General features: G+C 68.4%; 14 protein-coding genes. 8 read left to right on the top strand and 6 right to left on the bottom strand.

From position 1 onward, the window contains the following. Positions 1–25 precede the first annotated feature (25 nt). The 4 genes from ACH49X_RS10005 to ACH49X_RS09990 are packed head-to-tail and all read right to left on the bottom strand — an operon-like array spanning position 26 to position 4,968. Positions 26–1,165, bottom strand: coding sequence for a cysteine protease StiP family protein (locus ACH49X_RS10005; protein WP_357209172.1), 1,140 nt, complete (start codon positions 1,163–1,165; stop codon positions 26–28). Next, the gene (locus ACH49X_RS10000; RefSeq protein WP_357209170.1) at positions 1,162–2,619 is read right to left on the bottom strand and encodes a phosphoribosyltransferase domain-containing protein; all 1,458 of its coding nucleotides are present in this window, start codon (positions 2,617–2,619) and stop codon (positions 1,162–1,164) included. Before ACH49X_RS10000 ends, ACH49X_RS10005 begins: the two co-directional genes overlap by 4 nt. Then, a complete protein-coding gene (locus ACH49X_RS09995; RefSeq protein WP_195079484.1) occupies positions 2,616–3,830 on the bottom strand; it encodes an HpcH/HpaI aldolase/citrate lyase family protein in 1,215 nt (404 codons plus the stop codon). The genes ACH49X_RS10000 and ACH49X_RS09995 overlap by 4 nt, the downstream gene beginning before the upstream one ends. Positions 3,831–3,843: 13 nt before the next feature. Then, on the bottom strand, positions 3,844–4,968 hold the full coding sequence (locus ACH49X_RS09990) for a hypothetical protein (RefSeq protein ID WP_195079856.1): 1,125 nt from the start codon (positions 4,966–4,968) through the stop codon (positions 3,844–3,846). 237 nt (positions 4,969–5,205) lie between these two features. On the opposite strand from ACH49X_RS09990, the gene ACH49X_RS09985 reads away from it, so the two are divergent. The 3 genes from ACH49X_RS09985 to ACH49X_RS09975 all read left to right on the top strand — a co-directional run bounded on the left by ACH49X_RS09985 (position 5,206) and on the right by ACH49X_RS09975 (position 7,760). Further along, positions 5,206–5,781, top strand: a complete 576-nt coding sequence (locus ACH49X_RS09985; protein WP_067808425.1) for a TerD family protein — start codon at positions 5,206–5,208, stop codon at positions 5,779–5,781. Between the two features lie 160 nt (positions 5,782–5,941). After that, positions 5,942–7,042, top strand: a complete 1,101-nt coding sequence (locus tag ACH49X_RS09980; protein ID WP_195079485.1) for a DUF475 domain-containing protein — start codon at positions 5,942–5,944, stop codon at positions 7,040–7,042. A 94-nt stretch (positions 7,043–7,136) separates the two neighbouring features. After that, complete coding sequence (locus ACH49X_RS09975; protein WP_195079486.1) at positions 7,137–7,760, top strand: Tellurium resistance; 624 nt, start codon at positions 7,137–7,139, stop codon at positions 7,758–7,760. Between the two features lies 1 nt (position 7,761). Here ACH49X_RS09975 and ACH49X_RS09970 read toward each other — a convergent pair whose 3' ends face one another. Continuing rightward, positions 7,762–8,661: a DMT family transporter gene (locus ACH49X_RS09970; protein WP_323124333.1), complete on the bottom strand. Its 900-nt coding sequence runs from the start codon at positions 8,659–8,661 to the stop codon at positions 7,762–7,764. Between the two features lie 84 nt (positions 8,662–8,745). Between ACH49X_RS09970 and ACH49X_RS09965 the strand changes: the two genes are divergently transcribed. Beyond that, a complete protein-coding gene (locus ACH49X_RS09965; RefSeq protein ID WP_195079487.1) occupies positions 8,746–9,279 on the top strand; it encodes an ABATE domain-containing protein in 534 nt (177 codons plus the stop codon). Here ACH49X_RS09965 and ACH49X_RS09960 read toward each other — a convergent pair. Next, on the bottom strand, positions 9,276–10,667 hold the full coding sequence (locus ACH49X_RS09960; RefSeq protein ID WP_357209168.1) for a hypothetical protein: 1,392 nt from the start codon (positions 10,665–10,667) through the stop codon (positions 9,276–9,278). The genes ACH49X_RS09965 and ACH49X_RS09960 overlap by 4 nt on opposite strands. 214 nt (positions 10,668–10,881) lie before the next feature. On the opposite strand from ACH49X_RS09960, the gene rpsF reads away from it, so the two are divergent. The 4 genes from rpsF (at position 10,882) to rplI (ending at position 12,570) form a co-directional block, all read left to right on the top strand. Beyond that, a complete protein-coding gene (rpsF, locus tag ACH49X_RS09955; protein WP_039803204.1) occupies positions 10,882–11,169 on the top strand; it encodes a 30S ribosomal protein S6 in 288 nt (95 codons plus the stop codon). Between the two features lie 88 nt (positions 11,170–11,257). Then, positions 11,258–11,791, top strand: a complete 534-nt coding sequence (locus tag ACH49X_RS09950; RefSeq protein WP_067808436.1) for a single-stranded DNA-binding protein — start codon at positions 11,258–11,260, stop codon at positions 11,789–11,791. A gap of 57 nt (positions 11,792–11,848) precedes the next feature. Next, positions 11,849–12,100, top strand: a complete 252-nt coding sequence (gene rpsR, locus ACH49X_RS09945; protein ID WP_067808438.1) for a 30S ribosomal protein S18 — start codon at positions 11,849–11,851, stop codon at positions 12,098–12,100. 17 nt (positions 12,101–12,117) lie between these two features. Next, a complete protein-coding gene (gene rplI / locus ACH49X_RS09940) occupies positions 12,118–12,570 on the top strand; it encodes a 50S ribosomal protein L9 (RefSeq protein WP_067808439.1) in 453 nt (150 codons plus the stop codon). The last annotated feature ends 367 nt before the right edge of the window (positions 12,571–12,937 follow it).

The following is a 12,937-nucleotide window of genomic DNA, read 5'->3' as shown; positions in this document are numbered from 1 at the left end:
CTTCGGCGGGTCGGCGTGGATAGGTTCACTGCTGCACATCCTTGATCAGTCCCATGCACGAATATGCCAGGTCGGCGACGACTTCGACCGGGACGCCCCTGGCCGAGGCCAGCATCCTGATGTGCGCGTGCTCCGGCGCGTCCGCCTCGCGTACCAGCACCCGCCACGGCACCCGCCGCAGCAGCACCCGTGTGGTCTCGCCGACCCCTGGCTTCACGAAGTTCACGCTGGGAATGCCGTATCGCTGCTGTACCTGCTCCACCGACGTCCAGCCGGTCCAGGTGGGCGTCCGGTCGCTCGCGCGGATCGCGGCCACCTCGGCGGGCACCCGGTCGCGCACCGCGTCGAACGCGCCGCTCACGGTGTCGAGCAGACGCCCGGACACGTCGTCACCGGCCAGTTCGCGGTAGAACTTGGCGCCGTGGAACTCGCCCGGCCCGATCAGGGTGTCGTTCAGGACCGTGCGCGAAACCAAGCCGGAGACCGTCGAGTTCAGGCAGGCCGACGCGATGAGGAAGTCGTCGCGGGTGCCGTAGGTGCGCACGCAGTGCCCGGGATCGGCCAGCACCGCCAATTCGTCGTCGAACCGCGGACCGCCCGCGGCATGGTAGGCGTCCAGCGCTTCGGTCAGCTCGCGGGTGATCGCGCCTTTGCCGGTCCATCCGTCCACGAACACGACCGAGGACGGATCGTGATGCTCGGCCAGATAGTCCAGCGCCACGGCGTCGATGCCGCGATCCCGCACGATCGACACCGCGTAGTGCGGCACCTCCAGGCTCGGGCGCCGCGCCCGCAGCCAGCGGCGCATCAGAATGCCGACCGGCGTGCCCGCACGCGCCAGCGAGACCAGGACGATGTTCTCGCCGCGCTCGGCGATCACCAGCTCCGACACGGTCGCCACGGCCAGCGCGAGCCGTTCGGCGCTGGCCGCGAGCACCTCGTCGAACAGCGCCCGGTAGGACGCGTCGGGCTGATACTCGATCGGCAGCGACTCCGCGTAGTGCGCCTTCCCGGCCTGGATCCGCCGTTCCCGCTCGACGATGTCGGCTTCCAGGTCGACGTCCGACAGATCCTTCAGCAGCCAGGAGACCTCCTCGGCCGCGTAGGAGCCGAACCGCGGCCCGTGCAGGGGAGCCGGTAGCGCGCCCACCTCGGTACTCGTCATACCCGGCTCCCGTCCGACTCCGTGCGTTCGGCGTGCAGCCGCCGCGGGTCCGCCTCCGGCAGCACCGCCAGCAGGACGTCGGCCCCGGAAGCGGTCAGCACATCGATCAACCCGTGGTCGGCCGTCAGCTCCGCGGTGTCGGCGGGCGAGTCGACCACGACGACGAGCACCGGGTCGGCGGCCGGGCCGTCGCCCTCGGCGCCACTGTCGACGCCGTCGTCCGAAATCGCGACGGCATCGCCGTGCGACGAACCGGTGAGCAGCGCACCCAGCCCCGCGAGGTCGGCCTCGAACAGGTCGAGCGAGGTCTCCGGCCACTGCGCGTTGTACAGATACCGCGGCGCGGCATCGCCCGGTTCGGGCGCGACGAACCGGAATCCCCGCCGCAACGGATACCCCGGCTCGTCCAGCACGTACGCGGGCGATCGCGTGGTGGTCTGGAAACGCGTGGACGTCCCCGACTCGGCGAGCAGCGCCGCCAGCCGCAGGGGCAGGTACATCAGCTCCTCGTGCCCGAGCACGATGACGTTCCGGCCGGGGAAGTCGGCGTCGAGCCGAGCGGCCAGCGCCCGTCCCGCGTGCGCCAGCGCGGCCTCGAACGCGCCGGTTTCGGAGGCGAGGATGCCGTGCCTGCCGCCCTCCGGCACAGCGGCCGGCCAGGGGAGTTCGACTCGTCCGAACGAACCGGTGTGCCCGGCGGTCGGGTTCAGCCGAGGTTCGGGAAGCGCGCCGACCGCGTCCACCAGCCCGTCGGGCAGCGACGCGCGGCCGGTGGCGAGGCACACCGTGTCGATGCGCGCCCCGAGTTCGGCTGCCACGGCGTCGAATCCGGCCCGCTGGGCATCGGTGCGCAGATCGACCAGTGACGCGAGCACATAGTGCGTGCGGGGCGCGAAGGCGTGCAGTGCCCGCACCGCGTCGATCGCGGTGTCACCGGTGGAGATCTCGTCGTCCACCAGCACCAGCGGCAGATCGTTGACGAAGATGTCGGCCGGCGCCGGTTGCAGCAGGTGGGAAGTGGCGTGCGAGTGTCCCTCCTCGAACCCGGCGAGCGTCGTCGCGTGCGGCACCGCGCGCCGGGTCGAATGCAGATAGCAGCTCGCGCCGATCCGCGCTGCCACGCAATGGCCGAGACCGGTTGCGGTCTCGGCGAATCCGAGCACGACGGCTGGGCGCTCACCGAGCACCGCGCGGACCAGATCGCCGAGGTGATCGCCCGCGCCGAGCACCACCCGCGGATCGGTCGGCAGGTGCTTGCCGAGCACGGTGGAGACCAACAGGTGCGCCCTGCGCCGATTGTTGTGGCGCACTCCCGGCCGCACCAAGGCCGTGATCGGCAGCCGCGCGGTGCGCAGCCGGTCCGGTGCGCCGCTGGTGTCGTGATGCAGTTCGATGCCGAGAACCTTTGTCGCCCAAGGTGTTCGGTTGTCGAATTCGGTAGCGGCCCGGCTCATACGGTGACCAACGCCGTCAGCAGATCCACGAACGACACTCCCTTGTTCGCCACGCCGAACACCCGCGCGCGCAGCAGTGTCTGCCGCGCCCAGCTGCGATGCGGTCGCATCTCGTTCATCTTGTTCCGGTAGCCGGAGGCCGCAACGCCGCCGACGTCGTCGCGCAGGATGTCCAGCGCGTCCGAGTACTCCTCGTGCGTCACCACCGACAGCGCGTGCACGGCCGCAACGTGGGACGGGTGGATCACCGTCTTGCCCTGGATGCCGTTGGCCCGGTCCAGTGTGATCTCCCGCAGCAAACCGTCCAGATCCCGGCTGACCAGGTACTGCCGGAACGGCACCGCGTCGGATTCCTCGAACGGCGCGGTCCGCAGCAGCGGACGGAACATCCGTTCGTGATCGGCGAAGTACTCCCACACCGGCCCCGTGATGACGAAACCGGTCCCGTCCGCGCGCCCTAGGTAGTTCACGATGTCGGCGATCACGTCGGCGACCACGCGCACGTCGTAGATGGTCAGGTCGCGGTCGCGGCGGATGCCGAAGGTCGAGCACATGTCGGTCGCGCCGACCCGCACCGCCAGCACCCGGTCCCGGTGCGCGGCCAGCAGCGCCGCGATCTGGGTCAGCTCGTAATCGCGGGTCTCCCGGTGCACCAGCCCCGCCGACTCCAGCACCGGCATTCCGTACAGCGGCCGGTCCACCCGCTGGGCCGCCACGTTCAGCGCGTTGAGGTACTTCGGCCCGGTGACGCTGTCGAACTTCGGGAACACGAACCCGGTCAGCACCTTGGCTCCCGGCCCGAGTTGCTCGATGAGCTCGGTGATCGTGTCCGCGTCGCGCACCCGCACGAACAGCAGCGGGTTGGCGTCGTGGCTGCCCGCGAGCAGATCCAGCGCGGCCACGGTCTGGCGCTTGGCGTACTCCACTTCGTGATCGGCGACCGCGTCCTCGAGGTCGATCACCATCGAACACACGCCGTGCGCGGCGCGCCTGCCGATCGTCTCCGCGAGATCGGGCCTGGTCGCCGGCGCGTACAGCGTGGCGCCGAGGCCGATGGCGAGCAGCTCGCGATCGGTGTCGTCGTCGCCGAACGCCTCGGGCTGCCGGTGGAAAAGACGCCTCGCCTCTGGGCCGTGCAACTGCCGGAAGTGGCGCAGCGGCATTCGCTTCCGCAGGGAAACCTCCTGCTGGACGGCGATGCCTGCGGTCATCGTTGCCCCATCCTCATTCTCGTCGTGGTCCTGATTGTTTTCTCATTCGATCCACTACCCCGGCTATGAATTCGGTGACGGCATCCAGTTCCGCCACATAGGCCCAGTAGTCGGGGTGGCGCCCCGACAGTGTTTCGCTGATTCGGTCGATTCGCGCCGCTTGCGCGTCGAGGACCGAACCCCATTCGGCGACCAGCCCGCGGCTCACCGCGAGCATCTGCGCGTCCCGCAGCCGGAATCGTACGGCCTTGGCGTGTTCTTGCGGGTCGGACCGGATCGCACGCAGCAGGGCCAGCCGCTTGGTGACGGCGTCGACTCGCTGCTCGGCCTCGGCGAGGAACCCGCGCGCGGATGTGGTCAGTTCAAGTGCAAACTCCGGATTGTTCTCTGCCGCCGCCGCACGCGCCCTGCCCAGCGCCGCGTCCGCGGCCTCGATGGCTCGCTGGCTTTCCCGCTCATTGTTAGCCAGATCGGCCGAACTCGCAGCATTGAACTCGCGCAGCAGCGCCGAGAACGCGGGCGCAACGCCTTCGGCCCTGGTCCGGACGGCGGCAATGCGGGTTGTCACCGACGATATCGCGGTGTTCGCCGCCGCCGCCCGAGATGGCGCCTGCGCCAAAGCATCCGCCAGCTCCTTGGTGACCGTCTGGAGGCGGATCGCGGCCTCCCGCACGGTGCCACCGGGTGCGTCTGAACCCGCCGCCTCCAGTGTGACCAGCGCCTCATCGACCGCGGCGGCGTGCCTGCGCACCGAGGGATAGTCCGCGAACTCCGATTCGGCGGCCCGCCCGCGCACACCGGCCGCGTCGGCCTTCACCCGCTGGACCAACTGCGGCACGGCGCCGAGCACCGCCACCGCCTCTTCCAGCTTGCCCTGGTCGCCGCGATAGAACTCGTCGACCGCCCGCGCCGCGTCGGTCAGTTGCCGCACCGCGGCGTCGACGCGTTGCCTGCCCTGCGGCACCGGAGGGCCGCCCTGCTGCGCGGCGTCCAGCTCCGTGCTCAGCGTCAGGTACACTTCCGCAGCGCCATAGCACCTGTGGCGCACCGGTTCCCAGCGCGCGCCCGTGCGCCGCTCGGGGAAGATCTGCTCGGCCGCGTGCACCGCCGCCTCGGCCGCGCTCTGGCGGCGATCCATGTCCAGGAACGCGGTCGCGAGCGTCGTGCGGGCACGCTCGATCCACTCGTCGTTTCCCGACGAACGGAACCATCCACGCCTCCGGCCTGCCACGCCCCGATGGTAGGAGATGTTCCTGTTCGCCGGGGGTTACGCGGGTTCCTACGCAAGTTCGCGGAAACCTACTACTGTCGATGGCGTCCCCGGCGATTCGGACATGCTGGGAACCAATGACGGACTATTGAAAGGGAATCCCGCATGGGTGTCAGTTTGTCCAAGGGCGGCAATGTCTCGCTGACCAAGGCGGCGCCTAACCTCACCGCTGTTGCGGTCGGCCTGGGGTGGGATGTGCGGACCACCACCGGCACCGACTTCGACCTCGACGCCAGCGCCATCGCCACCGGCGCGGACAAGAAGGTCCTGTCCGACCAGCACTTCGTCTTCTTCAACAACCTGCGTTCCCCCGAGGGCTCGATCGAGCACGCGGGCGACAACCGGACCGGCGAGGGCGAGGGCGACGACGAGGTCATCAACGTCGACCTGGCGAACACCCCGCCCACGATCGAGAGCATCTTCTTCCCGGTCTCGATCTACGACGCCGACTCCCGGTCGCAGTCCTTCGGCCAGGTCCGCAACGCCTACATCCGCGTCGTGGACCGCAGCAACGGCGAGGAGCTCGCCCGCTACGACCTCACCGAGGACGCCTCCACCGAGACCGCCATGGTCTTCGGTGAGCTGTACCGCAACGGCGCGGAGTGGAAGTTCCGCGCGATCGGCCAGGGTTACGCCTCCGGCCTCGCGGGCATCGCCCGTGACTACGGCGTGAACGTCTAAGGAACACTTCGCCGTTCACAGGGGGCCCGGCTACGGGCCCCCTCGTCGTGCGACCCAGGCATGCCGGCGCCCTGGGAGCAACGTTGGACAACCGGCGATCCAGCGGCCACCCTGGTAGCAACCGTCGCCGCCTCGTTCTTCACTCACGAAAGGTCCCAGCGTGGTCCTGCGCATATTCGGCATGTCCCTCGTCGTCACGGTGCTGTCGCTCGTCGTCGCCGTCGTGTACGGCGGACCGACCGCCCTCGCGCTCGCCGCGATCCTCGGCATCCTCGAGGTGTCGCTCTCGTTCGACAACGCCGTGATCAACGCCACCGTCCTGGAACGGATGAGCGCGTTCTGGCAGCGCATCTTCCTCACCATCGGCGTGCTGATCGCCGTGTTCGGCATGCGGTTGGTCTTCCCGCTGGCGATCGTCTGGATCACCGCGGGGCTGGATCCGGTCCGGGCCTTCGACCTGGCCCTCAACCCGCCCCCGGACGGCGCCCTGACCTTCCCCGACGGCAGCCCCAGCTACGAGAAACTGCTCACCGACGCGCACCCGCAGATCGCGGCGTTCGGCGGCATGTTCCTGGCCCTGCTGTTCCTCAACTTCATCTTCGAGGAACGCGACATCACCTGGCTGAGCTGGCTGGAGCGGCCGCTGGCCAAGGCGGGCAAGCTGGACATGCTCTCCGTGGTGGTCGCGGGCGCGGGCCTGATCCTCACGGCGGAGTACATCGCCGACGAGGCGCACCGCTCCACCGTCCTGGTGGCGGGCCTGCTGGGCATGATCACCTACATCGCGGTGGACGGCCTCGGCTCCATGTTCCACACCGAGGAGCACACCGAAGGCGGCCCGTCCGAACTGGCCAAGGCCACCGGTAAGGCGGGCTTCTTCCTGTTCCTCTACCTGGAGGTGCTCGACGCGTCGTTCTCCTTCGACGGCGTGATCGGCGCGTTCGCCATCACCTCCGACCCGATCATCATCGCGCTCGGCCTCGGCCTGATCGGCGCCATGTTCGTCCGGTCGATCACGGTGTACCTGGTCCGCAAGGGCACGCTGTCGGAGTACGTCTATCTGGAGCACGGCGCGCACTGGGCGATCGGCGCGCTGGCGGCGATCCTGCTGGTCTCGATCGGCGTGCACATCAACGAGATCGTCACCGGACTGGTCGGCGTCGCGTTCATCGGCGCGGCGTTCATCACCAGCATCGTCCGCAACGGCCGGGCAGACGAAGAGGAACTGGACAGCGAACGGGAACCGACGCCGGTAGGCTGAGGCCTGGCAAGCAGCCGAAGACCCGTTGCGGCAGCGGCCCCATCCCGAAGGATGGCCGCTGCCGCTCTCGTTTCCACAGAGGGGGGATCGCGCCATGGGGATCAACGACAACCCCGGCGGCGTCAACCTGTCGAAGGTGACTCTGTCGAAGGCGACACCGAGCATCAACCTGACCAAGCCCGGTGAGCAGCAGGGCACCATGCGGGTCAACCTGAACTGGTCGAGCGGCCCGCGAGGATTCTTCCGCCGCGCCAAGGCCATCGATCTGGACCTCGGCTGCCTCTACGAACTGTCCAACGGCGCCAAGGGCGTCGTCCAGGCGATCGGCGGCAACTTCGGCACGCTCGAGGGCGAGCCCCACATCCGGCTCGACGGCGACGATCGCAGCGGTTCGGCCGCGGCGGGCGAGAACCTGCACATCGATCTGTCCCGGCCCGAACTGTTCCGGCGCATCCTGATCTTCGCCTTCATCTACGAGGGCGTGCCCAACTGGGCCGCCGCCGACGGTGTGGTGACGCTCTATCCCACCGCCGGTCCGCAGGTCGAGGTCCGCCTCGACTCTCCGGTGGACGGCGCCCGCTCGTGCGCTATCGCCCTGCTGCAGAACCAGGGCGCCGGGATCACCGTGCACCGGGAAGTGCACTACGTCCACGGCGCCCAGCGCGAACTGGACCAGGCCTACCAGTGGGGCATGCAGTGGCAGGCGGGGCGCAAGTAGGTCAACGCGTCACCGGCGCCGGCTGCCGCCCGACCACCGGCGACGTCGTCGGCTTGCGAGCGGCGAACACCAAGCCGACCAGGCCGACAGCCAGCCCGGCGACCGTCAGCGGTCGCAGCGGCTGATCGATCAGCAGCCAGGCCAGGATCGCGGTCACCGCGGGCGTCGCGAAGAACAGCTTGCCCACCCTGGTCGCGTCCCACCGGCGCAACATGGCGTTGAGCAGCAGGAACGCCGCCATGGAGTTCACCAGCACCATCCAGGTGAGCGACCCGGCGAACCGGCTCATGTCCGACACGTGCACTTGGCCCGACAGCCAGGCCAATGCCCCCGCGATCGGCGCGCTGACCGCCACGTGCAGCGCCGTGGCCGCTTTCGGATCGACGGCGGGTGTGAACCGCTTCTGGTACACGGTGCCGATGCTCAGGCCGAGAAGACCCGCCACGCACAGCAGCAATCCGGTCAGGGAGAAGTGGGATCGGTCGAACACGGCGAGCGCGACTCCGATACCGCCGATGCCGAAACCGAACCACTGCCGCATCGTGACGACTTCGCCGATCAGTCCGGCGCACAGAGCGATGACCACCGGATTCAAGCCCTGCACCAGCGCGATCACCGCCGCCGAGACATGTTCGGCCATTGCCGTGTAGAACGCGCCGAACTGGACCATCTGCATCAGCAACCCGGCGACGAGCACGTGACGCAGCTGGGCGCCTTGCGGCCAAGTCGCCCGCGCGATGCAGGCGTAGGCCGTCAGCAGCACGCCCGCGACGGCGAAGCGCACGAACAGCACGAACAGCGGCGGCGCGGCGCCTACCCCGATCACCCCGGCGATGAACGCACTGCTCCACAGCAAGACGAACAGCGGCTGCGCGGCCACCGTCGCGAATCGGTTCTGCACGGAACCTCCCTTGAATAACCACCTTGGGCGGTTATCACCGTGGCACCCGGCCCACTAACCTGTCAAGACGGTTACTATGAGCACGTGTTCACCTTCGTGAGCGGCAACCTCGCCCTGGACTTCGCCGGCACCGTCAAGGGGCGCTCGACCACGTTCGAGGACGTCCTCACCAGCCCCGCGGCGCTGGCCGACTGGTTCGTCGCCGCGGGGCTGCTCGACAGCCCTCCGCTCAGCGACGCCGGCACCCTCGCGCGGGCGGTGCGCCTGCGCGAGGCGGCCTACCGCATGGCGCTGGCCGGCACCCGGGACAGCGCCTTCGATGAAGCCGACCGCCGGACCGTCAACGAATTCGCCGGCAGCGCCCCACCGGCGGTCAGCCTGCGCGCCGATGGCACGGTCGTCCGCTCCGGCGACGCGGACGCGGCCTTGGCCGCCGTCGCGCGATCCGCGATCGAGCTGCTGGGCAGCAGCGCACTGGTCAAAGAGTGCGGTCGCACCGCATGCACCCGGCTGTACGTGGACACTTCCCGCGGCGGCTCACGCCGTTGGTGCGACATGACCCTGTGCGGCAACCGCGCCAAAAGCGCCGCCTTCCGCGCCCGGCACGGTGGGCACTAGACCACCGGGACCAACTTGCGCGAGCCGGGCTGCGGCACATGGGCAGAGGTCGAACGGGTTCCGCGCGACGCCGCCCACAGGAAGACGAAGAAGAAGACGATCAGCAGACTCGCGCGCCCCCACACACCGAATTGGACGATGCGCTCCATCAGCTCGACCGAGGTGCCCTGACCCATCGAGTAGAAATAGCGGAACACTCCGATGCCGATGGCCGCGTCGGCGACGAGATAGCTGCCGATCAACCACCAGGGAATCCGGAGCAGCACCAGGAACGGCACCAGCCAGAGGGTGTACTGCGGGGAATGCACTTTGTGGAGCAACAGGAATCCACACAGCATCGCACCGCTCACACCGACCCAGGGGAATACGCCGGTGGTCAGATAACGCCGCCAGCCGAGCACCATGGCCAGCGCGAACGCCGCGAGCACCAGCACGGGCGAGGCGACCGAGACCACCTGCTGGAACGCCGCCTCGCTGCGCGCGTCGGGACCGAACATCGGCCGAAGTCCCCAGTACCAGATCGAATTCGTGGTGATGTCGGCCTGACGCAACTGCTGGAACGTGATGGACGCGCGCCAGCCCTCGTATCCCACCAGGGCGAACGGCAGGTTGACCACGACCACGGTGCCGATCGCCGCGGCCGCGGTGAGCAGAGCGCCACGGACGTCCGGCTCGCGATCACCGCCCTCCGCGTCGCGCTCGCCACCGCCGGTCAGCACGTAGGCCAGCAAAGGCAACACGAAGATCCCCGGATACAGCTTGAGGCAGAATCCGAGCCCGAGCAGCACCGCGGCCACGATGCCTCTGGTACGCACGGAGTAGCGGGTCAGCGCCGACATCACGTAGACGGCCGCGACCGCCGTGCACACGACCGGAAGCTCCCAGTTGTGGAAGGCATACAGGACCAGCGGCGGTCCGGCCGCCCACAGCAGGGCCGCGCCCCCGGCCAGACGGGCCAGCATCCATGCGGTCAGCAGCGCGAAGGGCGCCAGCAGCAGCGCCGAGTAGCGCAGGAAATCGGCGTCGTTGTCCGCGCCGACCGCGCCGATCCACATCAGCACGCCACTGAGCACCGGATACTCCACCGCGCCGCCGACCAACGCGCCGCCGTCGGTGATGCCGCCGCTCACATAGGGAAAGACGTGCTCGTTGATATCCCGGCCGAGCCAGAGGAATTGGATGTCGGAATAGCAGACGTCCGAATCCTTGACGACGTCGAAAACCGTGCTGCGCCCGTCCCGGTCGAACGGCGCACCCGCGCAGCGCGCCTTGTTCGCATAGGCCAGCGCGAGGACCAGGCCGCAGAGCAGCACCACCACCACGGCGAATGCCGCGCGGCGTCGCACACCACCCGCGGGCAGGTCGCTGGCGGCGAGTCCGGTCGGCATGGATCCACCCTAAGCGGACGCTCCCGGGCGTGGCGCCGTTCCCCTTCCAACGGATGTGAACGCGGCCGCCCGCCGCATGGCGCCGGGGCGGCTCGCCGGGGTGATTTCACTGCTCAGCCGCCGCTCATGTAGCCTGTTCGGGTTGCTGACGCAACGACCCTCCTGCCACGGACCGTCCGTGGCCGTTTCCTAGTCCACAGGAGGTGATTGGTCCGTGCGTCATTACGAAGTGATGGTCATCCTCGATCCGAGCCTGGACGAGCGCACTGTTGGTCCGTCGCTGGACAACCTGCTCAGTGTCGTTCGCACCGAGGGCGGCAAGATCGACAAGGTCGACATCTGGGGCCGCCGCAGGCTCGCCTACGAGATCGCCAAGCACGCCGAGGGCATCTACGCCGTGGTCGACCTGACCGCCGAGCCCGCCACCGTGAGCGAACTCGACCGCCAGCTCGGTCTCAACGAGTCGGTGCTGCGCACCAAGGTTCTGCGCCACGACAAGTAGTCCGGCAACCCTCGTTTGCGTCGGAGCCTGTGCCTAGGCTCTAGCGCAACAGCGAGACGCGGACTGCACACCGAGCAGGAGGAACCACATGGCAGGCGACACGGTCATCACCGTCATCGGAAATCTGACGGCCGACCCGGAGCTTCGATTCACACCGGCGGGACAGGCGGTGGCGAATTTCACCGTCGCGTCGACTCCCCGTGTGTTCGACCGTAATTCGAACGAATGGAAAGACGGCGAAGCGCTGTTCCTGCGCTGCAATATCTGGCGCGAGGCCGCGGAGAATGTCGCCGAAAGCCTGACCAGGGGTTCCCGTGTCATCGTGAGCGGACGACTCAAGCAGCGCTCCTACGAAACCCGCGAGGGTGAGAAGCGCACGGTCGTCGAGCTCGAGGTCGACGAGGTCGGTCCCTCGCTGCGCTACGCCACCGCGAAGGTCAACAAGACCAGCCGCGGCAGCGGAGGCGGCGGCTTCGGGTCCGGCTCCGGCGGCGGTGGCGGCTATGCCTCCTCCGGTGGTGGCGGTGGGCGTTCCGGCGGTGCCGAGGACGACCCGTGGGGCAGTGCGCCCGCGGCAGGCTCCTTCGGGGGCAGCCGCATGGATGACGAACCGCCGTTCTGAGAACGGCCACAACGGCCCGGCCGATTCGGGCCATCACTGATTACGGAGTACAAGACCATGCCTAAAGCGCCCGCGCGCGAAAAGGTGCTGAAGAAGAAGGCTTGCTCGTTCTGCAAGGAGAGCAAGACCGGAAGCGTCACGATCGATTACAAGGACACGGCGTTGCTGCGCAAGTACGTCAGCGACCGCGGCAAGATCCGCGCCCGCCGCGTCACCGGCAACTGCGTGCAGCACCAGCGCGATATCGCGGTTGCGGTCAAGAACTCGCGTGAGGTCGCCCTGCTGCCTTACGTGTCGACGGCTCGCTGAGAAAGGGAGGCACGCCAATGAAGTTGATTCTTACCGCTGATGTGGACAACCTCGGTGCCCCCGGCGACACCGTTGAGGTCAAGGACGGCTACGGCCGCAACTACCTGCTGCCGCGCGGCCTGGCGATCGTGGCCAGCCGTGGCGCGCAGAAGCAGGTCGAGGGCATCCGCCGGGCGCAGGAAGCCCGCCGGGTGCGCGACCTGGACCACGCCAACGAGCTGAAGCAGGCCATCGAGGGCCTGGAGTCGGTCTCCCTGGCGGTGAAGACCGCCGGCACCGGCAAGCTGTTCGGCTCGGTGACCCAGTCGGACGTCGCCGCGGCCGTCAAGGCGGCGGGCGGCCCCGTCGTCGACAAGCGCAGCATCGAGCTGCCGAAGGCGCACATCAAGACGACCGGCAAGCACGGCATCGCGGTGCACCTGCACCCGGACGTGGTGGCGAAGTTCGACCTGACGGTCACCGCCGCCTGATTCAGGGCATCACGTCGAGGACCACCCCCGTCTGTGGACGGGAGTGGTCCTCGATTGTGCCCGCTGCTACTCGCTGATTAGTAGCCGATTATTTGCCGAATGAGCGAGAGCGTCATTCGGGACAATCTGGGCGCCATCGCGTACTCCACCGGCGCCCGGTTTACCCAGCCTGTGGATTACTGGCGGAACCGACCGTTCGCAATGTGATTCAGGTCATACGCGGCTCACGTGCTGTTAACCCAACACGCCCGGCTGTTCAACTTGGACGACACGCCGGTGCTTCCTTAATCCACACCTGGAAAAACGTGGAAGCCCATGTCTATCTGCGTATTTGACCTTGTCGGCCTGGGTTTTCCCCAAGTTGTAC

This window comes from Nocardia sp. NPDC019323, from assembly GCF_044389845.1.
Classification (GTDB): Bacteria; Actinomycetota; Actinomycetes; order Mycobacteriales; family Mycobacteriaceae; genus Nocardia; species Nocardia implantans.
This window is presented reverse-complemented; position numbering and strand designations above follow the sequence as displayed.

Coding starts and splice junctions, on each gene's coding strand:
- ACH49X_RS10005 (WP_357209172.1), bottom strand. CDS start 1,165: ATGACGAGTACCGAGGTGGGCGCGCTACCGGCTCCCCTGCACGGGCCG.
- ACH49X_RS10000 (WP_357209170.1), bottom strand. CDS start 2,619: ATGAGCCGGGCCGCTACCGAATTCGACAACCGAACACCTTGGGCGACA.
- ACH49X_RS09995 (WP_195079484.1), bottom strand. CDS start 3,830: ATGACCGCAGGCATCGCCGTCCAGCAGGAGGTTTCCCTGCGGAAGCGA.
- ACH49X_RS09990 (WP_195079856.1), bottom strand. CDS start 4,968: ATGGATCGCCGCCAGAGCGCGGCCGAGGCGGCGGTGCACGCGGCCGAG.
- ACH49X_RS09985 (WP_067808425.1), top strand. CDS start 5,206: ATGGGTGTCAGTTTGTCCAAGGGCGGCAATGTCTCGCTGACCAAGGCG.
- ACH49X_RS09975 (WP_195079486.1), top strand. CDS start 7,137: ATGGGGATCAACGACAACCCCGGCGGCGTCAACCTGTCGAAGGTGACT.
- ACH49X_RS09960 (WP_357209168.1), bottom strand. CDS start 10,667: ATGCCGACCGGACTCGCCGCCAGCGACCTGCCCGCGGGTGGTGTGCGA.
- ACH49X_RS09950 (WP_067808436.1), top strand. CDS start 11,258: ATGGCAGGCGACACGGTCATCACCGTCATCGGAAATCTGACGGCCGAC.
- rpsR (WP_067808438.1), top strand. CDS start 11,849: ATGCCTAAAGCGCCCGCGCGCGAAAAGGTGCTGAAGAAGAAGGCTTGC.
- rplI (WP_067808439.1), top strand. CDS start 12,118: ATGAAGTTGATTCTTACCGCTGATGTGGACAACCTCGGTGCCCCCGGC.